Here is a 15,344-nt window from a genome sequence, read left to right on the forward strand (position 1 = left end):
GTCGGCCTCAGTCGAGCAGGCGCTCGCGCAGCCGCTCCCGGGTCCGCGGGGCGAGCTCCAGTCCCCGCGCCAGGTAGGTGTCCACATCGCCCCACGTCTCCTCGATCGTGTCGAAGGCGGCCGCCAGGTACTCGGCGCGCGCGTCGAACAGCGGGCTGAGCAGATCCATGACCTCGGGGGAGTAGGCCGAGGCCGACGTGCCGCTGCGGCGCACCTTGTAGCGGCGGTGCTTGGCGTTCGACTTCAGGTAGTCCTCCACGATCGCCTCGCGCTCGACGCCGAGGGCGAGCAGTGTCACCGCCACCGACAGGCCCGCGCGGTCCTTGCCGGCCGCGCAGTGCATGAGGGCGGGGACGCTGTCCTCGGCGAGCGCGTGCAGCACCCGGGAGTGCTCCGCCGTGCGCTCCTTGATGATCGTGCGGTACGAGTCGACCATCCGCCGCGCGCCCTTGCCGTCCGCGAGGATCTCGCGCAGCTGGTCGAGGTCGCCGTCGCGGACCATCTTCCAGAACTCGGCGCCGTCGGCCGGGTCGGACAGCGGCAGGTTCACGTTGCGCACGCCGGGCAGTGTGACGTCCGGGCCCTCCAGCCGCTGGTCGGCCGCGTTGCGGAAGTCGAAGATCGTGTGCAGGCCCAGGGAGGAGAGGAAGGCGGCGTCGTCCTCGGTGGCGTGCGCGAGGTGACCGCTGCGGAAGAGCACTCCGTACCGCACCCGGCGCCCGTCCACCGTCGGCAGTCCGCCCACATCGCGGAAGTTGCGCACTCCGGCCAGCTCGGGTTCGGTCGACGGGACCTGCTGCGTCACGAGGGCTCCTCCCACTCCGTCCCACCGGCGCTGCGCGCGGCGGACACCCTTCTGACGATACGGCATCCCTTGTCCGGGGCAATGAGTTGTTCACGGGCATGACAGGGGCGTCCGCACACCCCTGCCGCCGGGGCGCACCACCCCAGGCGACGGCAGAAACTCGGGATCTTATATCCGTATCAAGAGTTTTGATCTGGATGCCCGAATTGGCGCTTTCCTTCCAACTCGCTCTGGAGTAAGAGGACCTGAGGCGCCTGCCCGTGAGGAGCGTCATATCCGTGACCGTGCGTCGCCCGTCATGCTCACGTAATTCACGCGCTCTTCAAGGTTTTTGCCCAACGCGGCCGTCTCGGAATAGACGCAGAGTGACAGCACTTTCCTTTAAAGGATCAAGTGGAACACCCGCCCCGGCAACCTCTCGCTTGTCCCTGTGCGTCCTGGTCGCTTACGTTCACCATCGATCCGGGCGGACGCCGAATCCTGCCGCCGTCCGGAGCCGCACCCACCCACCACCCGTACACGGCAGGAGCGGGGGACCCACAGGTACAACCGCCTGTTCCGGTCTCCGGAAAGGCTTGGGGTAAAGCCGCACTCCCGTGCGGCCGGGCATCTCCAGCCCGCACCCGACAGCTCACCTCGTAGGCGCCGGAGAGGAATTCGTCATGCCCGCGAAGGGTAAGCATCGCCGGCCCAAGGCCCAGCTTTTCGCCCGTACCATCGCCTTCGCCGGAACCGGTGGCGCGGCGCTCGCCCTCCCGCTCATGGGGGCCGCAGGCGCTCACGCCGCTCCCGCGCAGCCGGTCTCCGAAAAGGCCGTCCAGTCCCTTCCGGCGGCTCAGGGCAGCGCCGCCGAAAAGAGCGCCGGGAAGAACGCGGACAGCCGGACGTACACCGTGAAGAGCGGCGACTACCTGTCGAAGATCGCCGACGAGCAGAACGTCAGCGGCGGCTGGAAGAAGCTCTACGCCGACAACCGCGAGGCCGTCGGTGCCGACCCGTCGCTCATCCACCCCGGTCTGAAGCTCGTCATCGGCGGCAAGGCCGAGGCGAGCGCCGCCACCTCGTCCTCCTCGGCCGACTCCTCCGCGAAGCCGGCCGCGCCGTCGAAGCAGGCCGTGCCGTCGAAGTCGGCCGCGCCGTCGCAGGAGCCGTCGTCGGACGCCCCCGCGAAGCAGTCCTCCTCCGGGGACGCGACCGCCCAGTCCGCCGGCACCGCCGACGCTTCCGGCGGTTTCGTGTCCCCCGTGCCGGGCGGCACCCTCGGTACGCCGTACCACCAGTCGGGCAGCATGTGGTCCAGCGGTTACCACACCGGTACGGACTTCGTCGTCCCGACCGGCACCTCCCTGAAGGCCGTGGGCGCGGGCACCGTCGTCTCCGCCGGCTGGGGCGGCGCGTACGGCAACCAGGTCGTCATCAAGCTGGCCGACGGCCACTACGCCCAGTACGCCCACCTGTCCTCGATCTCCGTCTCCGCCGGCCAGAGCGTCACCGCCGGCCAGCAGATCGGCCTGTCGGGCGCGACCGGCAACGTGACCGGCCCGCACCTGCACTTCGAGATCCGCACCACGCCGGACTACGGCTCCGACATAGACCCGATCGCCTACCTGCGCTCGCACGGCGTCTCCGTCTGACCCCCGCGTCCCTCGCGCACACCGAAGGCCGGACCCCGAACCCCGGGGCCGGCCTTCGGCGTTGTCCGGCGTCCGCCGGCGCCGCCGCCGCGTTCCGGGACGGGCGAACGCCTCGGACGTGGCTTATCTCACCGTCCGTCAACCCCTTCCTACGGTCGCGTAGGTCACATTCCAAGGTGAATGATGGGCGGATGTGGCAGACGATTCGAAGAGTGACAGCAGATCAGTGATCGGGTCGTACGTGGCGGTGGGGGACAGCTTCACCGAGGGCGTCGGCGACCCCGGGCCCGACGGGAGATTCGTCGGCTGGGCCGACCGGTTCGCCGTCCTGCTCGCCGACCGCCGGCCCGAAGGCGACTTCAGCTACACGAACCTCGCCGTGCGCGGCAAACTGCTCGACCAGATCGTGGCGGACCAGGTGCCCCGGGCCGTCGAGCTGGCCCCGGACCTGGTCTCGTTCTGCGCGGGCGGCAACGACATCATCCGCCCCGGCACCGACCCGGACGAGGTGGCCGAGCGGTTCGAGCGGGCGGTCGCCGAGCTGAGCGCCGCGGCCGGCACCGTGATGGTGACGACCGGCTTCGACACCCGCGGGGTGCCCGTGCTCAAACACCTGCGCGGCAAGATCGCCACCTACAACGGGCACGTGCGGGCCATCGCCGACCGGTACGGCTGCCCGGTGCTCGACCTGTGGTCGCTCCGCAGCGTGCAGGACCGCCGGGCCTGGGACGCCGACCGGCTGCACCTGTCGCCCGAGGGGCACACGCGCGTGGCGCTGCGCGCCGGCCAGGTGCTCGGCCTCCCGGTGCCCGCGGACCCGGAACAGCCCTGGCCGCCGCTGCCGCCGCGCGGCACCTTCGAGGTCCGGCGGGACGACGTCCAGTGGGCCCGCGAGTACCTGGTGCCGTGGATCGGGCGCCGGCTGCGCGGCCAGTCGTCGGGCGACCACGTGACGCCCAAGGGGACCCTCTCACCGGAGGACATCCGGATGCGGATCGCGGCGGTGGCGTGAGGGAGCGGGCGGACCTGGCCCCGTGCCGGGTGGTGCCCGCTCCGCCCCTGACCGCTCCGCCCGCTCAGCCGGTGCCGGACCGCCGGGCCCCCTCCTCGGGGCGTCCGGCGGCCGCCCGCGGCAGGTCGCGCAGATCGCAGGAGTCCTTGAACCCCTGACTCGTCAGACCGAATGCCGCGTTGATGCGCGAGCGCAGGTTCTCCACGGCGGCCACGGCCGTCAGCTCGACGAAGGCCGGCTCGCCCAGCCGCGCACGCAGCCGTTCCGCCAGCTCGTCCGTCACGACGGGCGGGGTCGCCGTCATCGCCTCGGCGTACTCCATGACGTCCCGTTCCAGCGGCGTGTAGGCGTCGCTGTCCCGCCACAGCGGCACGTCGCGCAGTTTGCGCGGGTCCACGCCGCGCTCGGTGTTCTCCCAGAAGCCGAAGTCCACGCACCAGGAGCAGCCGATCGACGTCGCGGACGCCATCACGGCGAGTGCCTTCAGGCCGGCGTCGAGCCTGTCCCACTTCGCCACGGACTGTTCGAACCGCAGGTCGCCCCAGAGCACGCGCGGGTTGTGGGCGAGCGCCCTGCCGGGATCGAGGACCTTGCCGTACGTGCGCCTGGAGTACCACTCCACGACGCGCAGGAGCAGCGTCCGGGGTGGGGTGAGGGATACACGGGCCATGGGCCACCTCCTGTTGTGCGGGGCTCCGAACCGAGCCGGGCGCGCCGTGCGGGCGCCCCACCGGTACGACGGGAGGAGGGGCGCGGATGTGACATGCGGTGCGCCGGCCGCGGGGAGGAGGCGGCTGCCGGGACCGGGCCCGTTGCGGGAGGGCGGCGGCCGGCGCGGAGGCCTGGACCCGTTGCCGGAGGGACCGGCCATGATGAGGGCCTGACCCGCTCCGGCCGGAGGCGCCGTGGTCGCCGAGGCCGGCCTCTTGGCCGCTCGGACCCCGCCACCGGTCCGTCCCTCCCCGCCGCACGGCTGCCGTGAGGATCACTGCGGCTGCGGGGGAGGACCATCAGCTCGTTCACGTACGGGGTACGGCCGTCCGCCGGTCACACGCGGTGACAATTTCTGATCGGGTCAGACCGTTTCCCGACCTTGTGGAACGAGTGCTTCACCGGCTTATCGGCCTGTCGTACGAAGTGTCATACCGGAGCGGGGCGCTTTTTGGGGGACTTCGCCAACTGCCCACCACACGTGACGCACGGACGACTACTGTCGGTGTCCGTCGGGCGACACGGCTGGATCCCCGGTCCCTCGCCCGACGCCGCGATGGAGCATGCCCGCGTGGCGCATCACACGCGAGCACCCGATCCCGACGGACCAGTTGCAAGGACACCGATGTCTCACCTCCGCGCCCCCGCCGCGCGCGCAGACCGCCGCGAAGGCGGGCGGCACGGCCGGCCGGCCGCCCGCACCGCTCCCGCGCTGCCCGGGACCCGGCTGCGGTCCCGGCTGCTGCGTCTGGCCGTGTTGCCGCCCGTCGCGGTCGCCCTCGGTGCCGGCGCGGCCGTGCTGTTCACCGTCCGGTCCACCGGGATCCGGCCCGGGCCCACTCTGTGGACCGTCCTCACCGCAGCCGTCTGCGTCACCCTGGCGGCCGTCGTCGCCGCCGCCGTCGCCGCGGGCCGCGCCGTCCGGTCCGTGCGCGACCGCGTCGACGCCCTGCGCCGCGGCGCCGCGCTCCGGGAGAGCGAACTGCGTGCCCTCGTCGAGGCGCTGCGGCGCGGCGAGGACCCGCCCCCGCGCCGGCAGCCCGGCGACCCCCGCGACGGCGCCGACGACTTCGACCTGCTCGCCGCCGACCTGGCCCGCGCCCACGACGGGGCCGTCACCGCCGTCCTCCAGGCCGCGCGGCTCTCCAGCCGCACGGGCAGCGAGCAGAAGCTGGAGGTCTTCGTCAGCCTCGCCCGGCGCCTGCAGTCGCTGGTGCACCGGGAGATCTCCATCCTCGACGAGCTGGAGAACGAGATGGAGGACCCCGACCTGCTCAAGGGGCTCTTCCACGTCGACCACCTGGCCACCCGCATCCGCCGCCACGCCGAGAACCTCGCCGTGCTCGGCGGGGCCGTCCCCCGGCGCCAGTGGAGCAACCCGGTCGGCACGACGGAGGTGCTGCGCTCGGCCATCGCCGAGGTCGAGCAGTACTCGCGGGTCAAACTGGTGCCGCCGATCGACGGCACCCTGCGCGGCCACGCCGTCGCCGACGTCATCCACCTGCTCGCCGAACTCGTCGAGAACGCCACCGTGTTCTCCGCCCCGCACACCCAGGTGCTGCTGCGCGCGGGCCGCGTCACCTCCGGGCTCGCCGTCGAGGTCGAGGACCGCGGCCTCGGCATGCCCGCCGAGGAGCGGGAGCGGATGAACGCCCTGCTCGCCGACCCCGACCAGGTCGACGTCGCCAGGCTGCTGGCGGACGGCCGCATCGGACTGTACGTCGTCTCCCAGCTGGCCCGGCGGCACGGCGTCACGGTCCGTCTGCAGACCAACATCTACGGCGGGACGCAGGCCGTCGTCGTCCCGCAGGACCTGCTGGGGGCCGAACCCGACGCCTCCGCGGCACCGGCGCGGGCCCAGGACCCCGCCGACGGCCGGCAGACGGCCCCGGCGGCGAGGGAACCGCAGCCGCAGCCCGGGCAGCAGCCGCCGGTCCGGCGACCGGAACCCGTCCCGCCCGTCCCCGCCGCGCCCCCCTTCGTGCCGGGAGCCCGGCACGAGGACGGCACCCGGTCCCCGGCACCGGCGGCGCACGGCGGCGGCCCCCCTGCGCTGCCCGTGCGCGGGGCCCACCCGGACCGGCCCAATCCGGCCGGCACCGCGGCCGGCCTCCGGCCCGACCACCGCCGAGCCCTCGCCGAGAACGCGGCGGCACCCCTCGTACCGCGCCACGCCGCCGCGCGCGGCACCGGCGACAAGCCCCGGCTGCCCCGCCGCCGCGCCCAGGAGCACCTCGCCCCGCAACTGCGCGGCGGTCCCGCGCCCCGCCGGGACACCGGCCACCTCGCCGGCCACGATCCCGGCCTGATGGCCGCCTTCCGGCGCGGAGTCGGCCTCGCCGAGGCCCAGCAGCGCCTGGAGACGGAACACCGGGAGCCGCCGGCCCCGCCCGACGCGCGGCACGCGCCCGCGCTCCGGGCCACCGGGACAAGGCCCGAGCCCGCCCCCGCGCCTCCCAAGACCCCGGAAGGGCACGGCACGCCCGTGTCCCGAACCGGCCCCGCCGTCCGGCACGACGGGAGCGCACCGGCCGGATGACCAGGACGACCACCCCGGTTCCCACCCCCGCCCCCAGCGCTCCCGCTGACCTTCGTACCCCAAGGAGTCGATCCCCCATGGCGAGCGATGCGCCCACCGGCCATGTATCCGATCTCGACTGGCTGATGAGCGGCCTCGTGCAGCGCGTACCGCACACCACCAGCGCGGTGCTGCTGTCGTGCGACGGACTGGTGAAGTCCGTCCACGGCCTCGACCCGGACAGCGCCGACCACATGGCGGCCCTGGCCTGCGGCCTGTACTCCCTCGGCCGCAGCGCCGGCGTCCGGTTCGGCGACGGCGGCGACGTACGGCAGGTCGTCGTCGAGCTCGACTCGACGCTGCTGTTCGTCACCACGGCCGGCTCCGGCACCTGCCTCGCCGTGCTCGCCGGACGCGAGGCCGACGCGGCCGTGCTCGGCTACGAGATGGCGATGCTCGTCAAGAGCGTCCGCCCCTACCTGGCGACCGCGCCCCGGCAGCACACCGCCGGCTCCCCGGCGTCCCCGGCGATGAGGTCTTGAACGTGACGGCGGCCGGCGACGGGCCCTGGCTCGACGACGCGGCCGGGCGGCTCGTGCGCCCCTTCACGGTCAGCGACGGCCGCACCCGGCCCACCGTCGCCCTCGATCTGATGTCGCAGCTGATGGCCACCGGAGCCACCCCTTTCGGTTACCTCGGCCCGGAGCACGCGCAGGCGCTCGACCTGTGCCGCGCGCCCGTCCCGGTCGCCGAGATCGCCGCCCGTCTGAGGCTGCCGGTGGCGGTCACCAAGGTGCTGCTGTCGGACCTCGTCGACTGCGGGGCGCTGACCACCAAGCCCCCCGCGTTCCACCACAACCCCACGGACCGGGCCCTTCTGGAGGCAGTGCTCGATGGACTACGACGACAGCTCTGACCACGGCGACGGCACCGACCCGTTCCCCACCGCGCTGAAGATCCTCGTGGCGGGCGGATTCGGCGTGGGCAAGACCACCTTCGTCGGCGCGGTCAGCGAGATCGCTCCGCTCAGCACGGAGGAACTGCTCACCACGGCCGGCGCCGCGACCGACGACCTCGACGGCGTCGAGAACAAACTCGAGACGACCGTCGCGATGGACTTCGGCCGCATCACCCTCGATCCGGACCACGTGCTGTACCTGTTCGGCACGCCCGGCCAGGAGCGGTTCTGGTTCATGTGGGACGAACTGTGCGAGGGCGCGCTCGGCGCGGTCGTCCTGGCCGACACCCGGCGCCTGGAGGACTGCTTCCCGGCCATCGACTTCTTCGAGCGGCGCGGTCTCGCCTTCATCGTCGCCGTCAACGAGTTCGACGGCGCCCACCGCTACGACCCCGAGGAGGTCCGTACCGCCCTCGACCTGCCGAACGAGGTGCCCCTCGTGCGCTGCGACGCCCGCATCTCCAGCTCCGGCGTGCAGACCCTGCTGACCCTCGTGCGCCACCTCCTCGCCCACACGCCGGCGGCTCCGCCGACGGGGGCCGGCACGTCCCCGCGATCCCCGCTCCCGCATCCACCGTCACGGAGCCGCCCATGACGTACACCCCCGGCACGTGCGTCCCCCGCACGGGCGCCGTCCGTCCCGGAACCCGCCGATGAGCTGCGACCCACCGCGCCCACCCGGCCGTCTGCTGCTCACGCCCGAGGACCGGGAGGCCCCCGCCCGGGTGCGGCGGCTGCGCCGGCTGGGCCTGGGCCGGCGCCCGGAGCCGGGGCTCGACGCCTTCGCGGGCCGGCTCGCCGAGCTCGCCGATGCGCCCTACGCCATGGTCAACTTCCTCGTCGGGGACGGGCAGTTCTTCGCCGGCCTGCACGTCCCGGACCCCGCGCCCGCCGCCGACGGCGACGGCCCCCGCCCGGTGTCCGGCCGTGCGCACCCCCGCGAGCACGGCTTCTGCCCCCACGTGGCCGCCCGGCGCAAGGCGCTGGTCCTGGAGGACGTCCGCGACTACCCGAGGTTCGCGGGCAATCCGGTCGTCGACGAGTTCGGCATCCGCTCCTACCTCGGCGCCCCGCTCATCGACAGCACGGGGACGGTCCTGGGCACGGTCGGCGCCGCCGACGTACGGCCCAGGCCCTGGGGGAAGGCGGGGCTGGAGACCATCAAGGCGACGGCGGCGGAACTCGTGGCACGACTGGAGCGGCGCGCGGACGACGGGCTGCCGCTGTGACCGCTCCGTTCGGCGTGGGGGCCCGGCCGGGCAGGGCGTGAAGAAGAGCTGCGGCCGCGCTTAAGAAAACCTCGATGGACCGGCGCCGCACGATGGGGCAGATTGCTGTGCGATTCCACTGCTCTCCCGGACGCGGGCTCCTTCGGCATGCCCGGCGCCGGGATCTCAACCGTCAGGAGCCATAGCGTTGAAGGCGCTGGTCAAGGAGAAGGCGGAGCCCGGGCTCTGGCTCGCGGACGTCCCGGAGCCCGCCGTCGGGCCCGGTGACGTCCTCATCAAGGTGCTGCGCACCGGCATCTGCGGCACCGACCTGCACATCCGGGCCTGGGACGGCTGGGCGCAGCAGACCGTCCGCACCCCGCTCGTCGTCGGCCACGAGTTCGTCGGCGAGGTCGTCGGGACCGGGCGGGACGTGACCGACGTCGCCGTCGGCGACCGGGTCAGCGGCGAGGGCCACCTGGTGTGCGGAAAGTGCCGCAACTGCCTGGCCGGACGCCGCCACCTGTGCCGGGCCACGGTCGGCCTCGGCGTCGGCCGGGACGGGGCGTTCGCCGAGTACGTCGCCCTGCCCGCGTCCAACGTGTGGGTGCACCGCGTCCCCGTCGACCTCGACGTCGCCGCGATCTTCGACCCGTTCGGCAACGCCGTCCACACCGCCCTGTCCTTCCCGCTGGTCGGCGAGGACGTGCTGATCACCGGCGCCGGACCGATCGGCCTGATGGCCGCCGCCGTCGCCCGCCACGCCGGGGCGCGCAACGTCGTCGTCACCGACGTCAGCGAGGAACGGCTGGAACTGGCCCGCAAGATCGGCGCGAGCCTGGCGCTGAACGTGGCGGAGCACACGATCGCCGACGGGCAGCGCGAACTGGGCCTGCGCGAGGGCTTCGACGTCGGCCTGGAGATGTCCGGCCGCCCCGAGGCGCTGCGCGACATGATCGCCAACATGACGCACGGCGGCCGGATCGCGATGCTCGGCCTGCCGTCGGAGGAGTTCCCCGTCGACTGGGCCCGGATCGTCACCTCGATGATCACTCTCAAGGGCATCTACGGCCGGGAGATGTTCGAGACCTGGTACGCGATGTCGGTGCTGCTGGAGGGCGGCCTCGACCTCGGCCCCGTCATCACCGGGCGGTACGCCTGCCACGACTTCGAGGCCGCGTTCGCCGACGCGGCGAGCGGCAAGGGCGGCAAGGTCATCCTCGACTGGACCGCGTGAGCCACCTGTCCTTCCCTGCGTTCCTAGGAGCTTCTCCATGTTCGACTCCGTGCGCGACGACCTGCGCGCCACCCTCGACGAGATCCGCGCCGCCGGCCTGCACAAGCCCGAGCGCGTCATCGGCACCCCCCAGTCCGCGACCGTCAGCGTCACCGCGGGCGGCCGTCCCGGCGAGGTCCTCAACTTCTGCGCCAACAACTACCTCGGCCTCGCCGACCACCCCGAGGTGATCGCCGCCGCCCACGAGGCACTGGACCGCTGGGGCTACGGCATGGCGTCCGTCCGCTTCATCTGCGGCACCCAGGAGGTCCACAAGGAGCTGGAGGCCAGGCTGTCGGCGTTCCTGGGCCAGGAGGACACGATCCTCTACTCCTCCTGCTTCGACGCCAACGGCGGCGTCTTCGAGACACTGCTCGGCCCCGAGGACGCGGTCGTCTCCGACGCCCTCAACCACGCCTCGATCATCGACGGCATCCGCCTGTCCAAGGCCCGCCGCTTCCGCTACGCCAACCGTGACATGGCCGATCTCGAACGGCAGTTGAAGGACGCCTCCGACGCGCGGCGCCGCCTGATCGTCACCGACGGCGTGTTCTCCATGGACGGCTACGTGGCGCCCCTGCGGGAGATCTGCGACCTCGCCGACCGCTACGACGCCATGGTCATGGTCGACGACTCGCACGCCGTCGGCTTCGTCGGCCCCGGCGGGCGCGGCACCCCCGAACTGCACGGCGTCATGGACCGCGTCGACATCGTCACCGGCACCCTCGGCAAGGCCCTCGGCGGCGCCTCCGGCGGTTACGTCGCCGCCCGCGCCGAGATCGTCGCCCTGCTGCGCCAGCGCTCCCGGCCGTACCTGTTCTCCAACACCCTCGCCCCGGTGATCGCCGCCGCGTCCCTGAAGGTGCTCGACCTGCTGGAGTCGGCGGACGACCTGCGGGTCCGGCTCGCCGGGAACACCGCCCTGTTCCGCCGCCGGATGACCGAGGAGGGCTTCGACATCCTCCCCGGCGACCACCCCATCGCGCCGGTCATGATCGGCGACGCGGCACGGGCGGGCCGGATGGCGGAGCTGCTGCTGGAGCGCGGCGTGTACGTGATCGGCTTCTCCTACCCGGTCGTCCCGCAGGGCCGGGCCCGTATCCGCGTGCAGCTGTCGGCCGCGCACTCCACCGAGGACGTCGACCGCGCGGTGGACGCCTTCGTGGCGGCCAGGGCGGAACTCGGCGCCTGAGCAGGAGGCGTCCGGCGGGACGGGCGACCTGAGAGAATCGATCCCATGATCGAGGCGCGGCGGCTGCACATCCTCCGTGCGGTGGCCGACCACCGCACGGTGACGGCGGCCGCCGCCGCGCTGTACCTCACCCCGTCGGCGGTCTCCCAGCAGCTGACGGCGCTGGAGCAGGAGACCGGGCACCGCCTGGTCGAGCGCAGCGCCAAGGGCGTACGGCTGACCCCGGCCGGCGAGATCCTGCTGGGGCACACCAACGCCGTCCTCGCCCAGCTGGAACGCGCCGAGGCCGAGCTGGCCGCCTACGGCTCGGGCCAGGCGGGCACGGTCACCGTCGCCGCCTTCGCCACCGGCATCGCCCTGGTCGTCGCCCCCGCCGCGACCCGGCTCGCCCGGTCGGCGCCCGGCATCCGCCTGCGCGTCCAGGACGCCGAGGGCGACGCCAGCCTGCCGATGGTGCTGGACCGGCAGGTCGACGTGGCCGTCGCCGTCGAGTACCGCGGGGCCCCGCCCGCCGACGACCCGCGGCTGGCCCACGTCCCGCTCTACGCCGAGCCGTTCGACGCGGTCGTACCGGTCGGCCACCGCCTGGCCGACGCGGCCGAGGTGCCGCTCGCGGAGCTGGCCAAGGACGCCTGGATCGGCCCCTATCCGGGCAATCCCTGCCACGACGTGGTGGTCCTCGCCTGCGAGCACGCCGGTTTCCAGCCGCGCCTGGAGCACTCCTCCGACGACTTCCGCGCGGTCGTCGCCCTCGCCTCGGCGGGCGTGGGCGTGGCCCTCGTCCCGCGCTCCGCGCTGCGCGGTATGGACCTGACGGGCGTGGTCGTCCGCCCGGTCGACGGGGCGGCCCCCACCCGCCGGGTCTTCGCGGCCGTACGCCGGGGCGCCGAAGGGCACCCGCTGATCCGTCCGGTGCTGGACGCGCTGGCGAAGGCGGCACGGACGTGAGCGTTCCGTAACGTCCACGTCTCATGTCCGGGATAACGTCCCACATATGAGAGACGTTGTGGAGGCGCCGGATCCCGTCGACGTCCGGCTCGGTGCCCGGCTGGCCGCGCTGCGGGCCGAACGAGGCTGGTCGCTGGAGGAGCTTGCGGAGCGCAGCGGGGTGAGCCGGTCGACCCTGTCCCGGGCCGAACGCGCGCAGACCAGCCCGACCGCCTCGCTGCTGAACCGGCTGTGCGCCGTCTACGGGCGGACCATGTCCCGGCTGCTCAGCGAGGTCGAGGCGCAGCCGTCGCCGCTGGTGCGGGCCGCCGACCAGCCGGTGTGGGAGGACCGGGCCTCCGGTTTCGTCCGCCGGTCGGTGTCCCCGCCGCACGCCGGGCTGCGCGGCGAACTCGTCGAGGGGCGGCTCGCCGCGGGCGCCGACCTCGCCTACGACCGGCCTCCCGTCCCCGGCCTGGAGCAGCACATCTGGGTCCTGGACGGCACGCTGGAGGTGACAGCGGAGGACACCGCGCACCGGTTGCGCGCGGGCGACTGCCTGCGGATGCGGGTCTGGGGGCCGACACGGTTCCGGTGCCCGGAAGGGAGCGCGGACACGCGGTACGCGCTGGCGGTGGTGCTGCCGTGAAGACGGTCCGCCTGGACGCGACCCGGCTGCTCGCCGAGGCGCAGGAGCTGGCCGCCCTGCTGGTCGACACCGTGGACGGCGGCGCCTCGGTCGGCTTCCTCGCCCCCCTGGACACCGCCGACGCCGTCGCCTGGTGGAGGGAGCGCGCCCGCATGGTGGCCGCGGGACGGCTCGCCGTGTGGGTGGCCTACGACGGGCACCGGCCGGCCGGCACCGTCGGCCTCGCCCTGCCCGACAAGCCCAACAGCCGGCACCGCGCCGAAGTGGTGAAGCTGATGGTGCGCCGCGACGTCCGCGGACGGGGCCTGGGCCGCGGCCTGCTGGCCACCGCCGAGGCTGCGGCCCGGGCCCGCGGCATCACCCTCCTGCACCTGGACACCGAGACCGGCAGCCCCGCCGAGCGCCTCTACCGCTCCGCCGGGTGGACCCGCGCCGGGGTGATCCCCGACTACGCCGCCGACCCGCACGGCGTGCTGCGGCCGACGACGCTGTACTACAAGCACATCGAGGCCACCCGCGCCGGTTGAATGTCGGTGGCGGCGGCTACGGTGCCTGCCATGCCGGATGCCGAAGACGTACGCCGTATCGCCCTGTCCCTGCCGGACACCGCGGAGAAGACCGCCTGGAACATGCCCACGTTCCGGGTCGCCGGGAAGATGTTCGCCACGCTGCCCGAGGACGAGACCTCCATGGCCGTGCGCTGCCCCAAGGAGGAGCGCGACGAACTGGTCCTCGCCGAACCGGGGAAGTTCTGGATCGCCGGCCACGAGGCCCAGTTCGCCTGGATCCGGGTCCGTCTGGCCGCCTTGGAGGACGAGGACGAACTGCGGGACGTCCTCGCCGACTCCTGGCGCCAGGCGGCCCCGCCCCGGCTGATCGACGCCCACCCCCGGCTGGGCCTGCCGGCCGGCGGCTGAAAACCCCTCGGGGATCGCCGGTGCCCCGTGGCAGGATCCGGGGACACGAGCGGCCGGCCGGGGCCGGAAGGGGCCCCGGCCGGCCGGGGACCTGCGGGGCCGCGGCGAGGGGGGAGGAGCCACGCGAGGATGACCGGGACGTCGTCGCAACCCGCGCACGGCGGGCCGGGACAGGGGTCCGTGCCGGACCGCGATGCCCGCCCCGGCGCCGGGGCGGGGGGCCCGGCGGCAGCCGCGGGGGAGCGGGGCGCGGCGCGGCGGCCGGTCTGGTCGCGGGACTTCGCGCTGTTCTTCGCGGCGCGGGCGGTCGCCCGGCTCGGTGACACCATGCTGCCCGTCGCGCTCGCCGCCGGTCTGCTCCAGCACGGGTACGGAGCGGGCGCGGTCGGCCTCGCCATGGCCGCTACGGCCGCGGCCTTCGCCGGGCTCGTCGTCTTCGGCGGCGTCATCGCCGACCGCTTCGGCACCCGCAAGCTGATGATCGGCGCCGACCTGGTGCGGCTGGGCACCCAGGCCCTGGCCGCCGCCCTCTTCCTCTCCGGCCGTGTCGTGCTCTGGGAGATCTGCGCGATCGGTCTCGTCAACGGCGCCGCGGGCGCCGTGTTCCAGCCCGGCGTCGCCGGCACGGTGCCCCGGCTCGCCTCCGACGTCCAGGGCGCCAACGGCGCCGTACGCATCGCCGAGTCCGCCGCCCAGCTCGCGGGCCCCGCTCTGGCCGGAGTGCTCGTCGGCCTCACCGCACCCGGCGGCGTCCTCGCCGCCCACGCGGCCACGTACGCGGTGAGCGCGCTGTGCCTGCTGCTGCTCCGGCTGCCGCCGCTCGCGCCGGCCGGCCGGGCCACCGGGCACGGGGGGCGGGCCGGCGGCGCGGTGAAGGCCTTCCGGGCCGATCTGGTCGAAGGCTGGCGGGAGTTCAGGGCGCGGACGTGGCTGTGGGGTGTCATCGCCGTCTGGTGCCTCTACATGATCGCCGCATGGGGGCCGACCGTCCCGCTGGTCGCGGCGGAGGTGGTGCAGGAGCACGGTGCGCGCGCCTACGGCCTGGTCAACTCCGCCCTGGGCGCCGGCACCGTCGTCGGCGGACTCGCCGCCCTGCGGCTGCGCCCCCGCCGCATGCTCCGGGCCGGCGCGATCGCCCTGTTCGGCTTCGCCGCCTTCCCGGCCGCCGTCGGCGCCGGCCTCGGCGTGCCGGCCATGGCGGCCGGGGCCGCCGTCGCCGGCGCCGGGACGTCCTTCTGGAGCGTGATGTGGGCGACCAGTGTCCAGACGCAGGTCCCGGTCGACGTCCTCAACCGCATCCACGGCTACGACGTGGCGGGTTCCCTGGCGATGATGCCCGTCGGCCAGGCCCTCGCCGGCCCGGCCGCCTCCGTGCTGGGCGCCGACCGGGTGCTGCTCGTCGCCGGGGCGATGAGCCTCGTGGTCTGCGCCGCCCTGCTCGCGGTGCCCGCGATCCGCGGCCTGGTCCGCGCCGACGCGGCCGGACCGGCGGCCACCGCGGCGGTGCCGGGGAGGGACTGACCGGCCCCACGGCCCG

General features: G+C 74.0%; 16 protein-coding genes and 1 riboswitch. Of the genes, 14 read left to right on the forward strand and 2 right to left on the reverse strand.

The genetic code is table 11. The annotated features are described in order from the left end of the window. Positions 1–7: 7 nt before the first annotated feature. On the reverse strand, positions 8–805 hold the full coding sequence (locus ACSU6Z_RS26010) for a tyrosine-protein phosphatase (RefSeq protein WP_437049226.1): 798 nt from the start codon (positions 803–805) through the stop codon (positions 8–10). A gap of 500 nt (positions 806–1,305) precedes the next feature. Continuing rightward, a riboswitch (cyclic di-AMP (ydaO/yuaA leader) is annotated at positions 1,306–1,463 on the forward strand. 4 nt (positions 1,464–1,467) lie between these two features. Here ACSU6Z_RS26010 and ACSU6Z_RS26015 point away from each other — a divergent pair. Both ACSU6Z_RS26015 and ACSU6Z_RS26020 read left to right on the forward strand, forming a co-directional pair. Next, positions 1,468–2,439: a M23 family metallopeptidase gene (locus tag ACSU6Z_RS26015; RefSeq protein WP_437049228.1), complete on the forward strand. Its 972-nt coding sequence runs from the start codon at positions 1,468–1,470 to the stop codon at positions 2,437–2,439. A gap of 226 nt (positions 2,440–2,665) precedes the next feature. Then, entirely contained in the window at positions 2,666–3,451 is a 786-nt protein-coding gene (locus ACSU6Z_RS26020; protein ID WP_437050494.1) for an SGNH/GDSL hydrolase family protein, read from the forward strand. A 64-nt stretch (positions 3,452–3,515) separates the two neighbouring features. Here ACSU6Z_RS26020 and ACSU6Z_RS26025 read toward each other — a convergent pair whose 3' ends face one another. Then, on the reverse strand, positions 3,516–4,121 hold the full coding sequence (locus ACSU6Z_RS26025) for a carboxymuconolactone decarboxylase family protein (RefSeq protein WP_437049229.1): 606 nt from the start codon (positions 4,119–4,121) through the stop codon (positions 3,516–3,518). A 666-nt stretch (positions 4,122–4,787) separates the two neighbouring features. On the opposite strand from ACSU6Z_RS26025, the gene ACSU6Z_RS26030 reads away from it, so the two are divergent. From ACSU6Z_RS26030 to ACSU6Z_RS26085, 12 genes are all read left to right on the forward strand, one after another. Continuing rightward, the gene (locus ACSU6Z_RS26030; protein WP_437049231.1) at positions 4,788–6,701 is read left to right on the forward strand and encodes an ATP-binding protein; all 1,914 of its coding nucleotides are present in this window, start codon (positions 4,788–4,790) and stop codon (positions 6,699–6,701) included. Positions 6,702–6,778: 77 nt separating this feature from the next. Continuing rightward, a complete protein-coding gene (locus ACSU6Z_RS26035; RefSeq protein ID WP_437049232.1) occupies positions 6,779–7,222 on the forward strand; it encodes a roadblock/LC7 domain-containing protein in 444 nt (147 codons plus the stop codon). A gap of 2 nt (positions 7,223–7,224) precedes the next feature. Then, positions 7,225–7,596 (forward strand): DUF742 domain-containing protein, encoded by a 372-nt coding sequence (locus ACSU6Z_RS26040; RefSeq protein WP_437049234.1) that lies wholly within the window; start codon positions 7,225–7,227, stop codon positions 7,594–7,596. Next, positions 7,574–8,233, forward strand: a complete 660-nt coding sequence (locus ACSU6Z_RS26045; RefSeq protein WP_437049236.1) for a GTP-binding protein — start codon at positions 7,574–7,576, stop codon at positions 8,231–8,233. Before ACSU6Z_RS26040 ends, ACSU6Z_RS26045 begins: the two co-directional genes overlap by 23 nt. A 58-nt stretch (positions 8,234–8,291) precedes the next feature. Then, entirely contained in the window at positions 8,292–8,867 is a 576-nt protein-coding gene (locus ACSU6Z_RS26050; protein ID WP_437049237.1) for a GAF domain-containing protein, read from the forward strand. A 187-nt stretch (positions 8,868–9,054) separates the two neighbouring features. After that, positions 9,055–10,083, forward strand: a complete 1,029-nt coding sequence (gene tdh, locus ACSU6Z_RS26055) for an L-threonine 3-dehydrogenase (RefSeq protein ID WP_437049239.1) — start codon at positions 9,055–9,057, stop codon at positions 10,081–10,083. 37 nt (positions 10,084–10,120) lie between these two features. Beyond that, positions 10,121–11,314 carry a glycine C-acetyltransferase gene (locus ACSU6Z_RS26060; protein WP_437049241.1) on the forward strand — a complete coding sequence of 398 codons (1,194 nt, stop codon included), beginning with the start codon at positions 10,121–10,123 and terminating at the stop codon, positions 11,312–11,314. Positions 11,315–11,359: 45 nt separating this feature from the next. Beyond that, positions 11,360–12,262, forward strand: coding sequence for a LysR family transcriptional regulator (locus ACSU6Z_RS26065; protein ID WP_437049243.1), 903 nt, complete (start codon positions 11,360–11,362; stop codon positions 12,260–12,262). Between the two features lie 46 nt (positions 12,263–12,308). Further along, entirely contained in the window at positions 12,309–12,890 is a 582-nt protein-coding gene (locus ACSU6Z_RS26070; RefSeq protein ID WP_437049244.1) for a helix-turn-helix domain-containing protein, read from the forward strand. After that, on the forward strand, positions 12,887–13,417 hold the full coding sequence (locus ACSU6Z_RS26075; protein ID WP_437049246.1) for a GNAT family N-acetyltransferase: 531 nt from the start codon (positions 12,887–12,889) through the stop codon (positions 13,415–13,417). The genes ACSU6Z_RS26070 and ACSU6Z_RS26075 overlap by 4 nt, the downstream gene beginning before the upstream one ends. Positions 13,418–13,447: 30 nt before the next feature. Further along, positions 13,448–13,807: an MmcQ/YjbR family DNA-binding protein gene (locus tag ACSU6Z_RS26080; protein ID WP_437049248.1), complete on the forward strand. Its 360-nt coding sequence runs from the start codon at positions 13,448–13,450 to the stop codon at positions 13,805–13,807. 129 nt (positions 13,808–13,936) lie between these two features. After that, positions 13,937–15,328, forward strand: a complete 1,392-nt coding sequence (locus ACSU6Z_RS26085) for an MFS transporter (protein ID WP_437049250.1) — start codon at positions 13,937–13,939, stop codon at positions 15,326–15,328. The last annotated feature ends 16 nt before the right edge of the window (positions 15,329–15,344 follow it).

Source organism: Streptomyces sp. enrichment culture, from assembly GCF_964273145.1.
Lineage (GTDB): Bacteria > Actinomycetota > Actinomycetes > Streptomycetales > Streptomycetaceae > Streptomyces.

Coding starts and splice junctions, on each gene's coding strand:
- ACSU6Z_RS26085 (WP_437049250.1), top strand. CDS start 13,937: ATGACCGGGACGTCGTCGCAACCCGCGCACGGCGGGCCGGGACAGGGG.
- ACSU6Z_RS26065 (WP_437049243.1), top strand. CDS start 11,360: ATGATCGAGGCGCGGCGGCTGCACATCCTCCGTGCGGTGGCCGACCAC.
- ACSU6Z_RS26050 (WP_437049237.1), top strand. CDS start 8,292: ATGAGCTGCGACCCACCGCGCCCACCCGGCCGTCTGCTGCTCACGCCC.
- ACSU6Z_RS26015 (WP_437049228.1), top strand. CDS start 1,468: ATGCCCGCGAAGGGTAAGCATCGCCGGCCCAAGGCCCAGCTTTTCGCC.
- ACSU6Z_RS26025 (WP_437049229.1), bottom strand. CDS start 4,121: ATGGCCCGTGTATCCCTCACCCCACCCCGGACGCTGCTCCTGCGCGTC.
- ACSU6Z_RS26060 (WP_437049241.1), top strand. CDS start 10,121: ATGTTCGACTCCGTGCGCGACGACCTGCGCGCCACCCTCGACGAGATC.
- ACSU6Z_RS26030 (WP_437049231.1), top strand. CDS start 4,788: ATGTCTCACCTCCGCGCCCCCGCCGCGCGCGCAGACCGCCGCGAAGGC.
- ACSU6Z_RS26080 (WP_437049248.1), top strand. CDS start 13,448: ATGCCGGATGCCGAAGACGTACGCCGTATCGCCCTGTCCCTGCCGGAC.
- ACSU6Z_RS26035 (WP_437049232.1), top strand. CDS start 6,779: ATGGCGAGCGATGCGCCCACCGGCCATGTATCCGATCTCGACTGGCTG.
- ACSU6Z_RS26045 (WP_437049236.1), top strand. CDS start 7,574: ATGGACTACGACGACAGCTCTGACCACGGCGACGGCACCGACCCGTTC.
- ACSU6Z_RS26070 (WP_437049244.1), top strand. CDS start 12,309: ATGAGAGACGTTGTGGAGGCGCCGGATCCCGTCGACGTCCGGCTCGGT.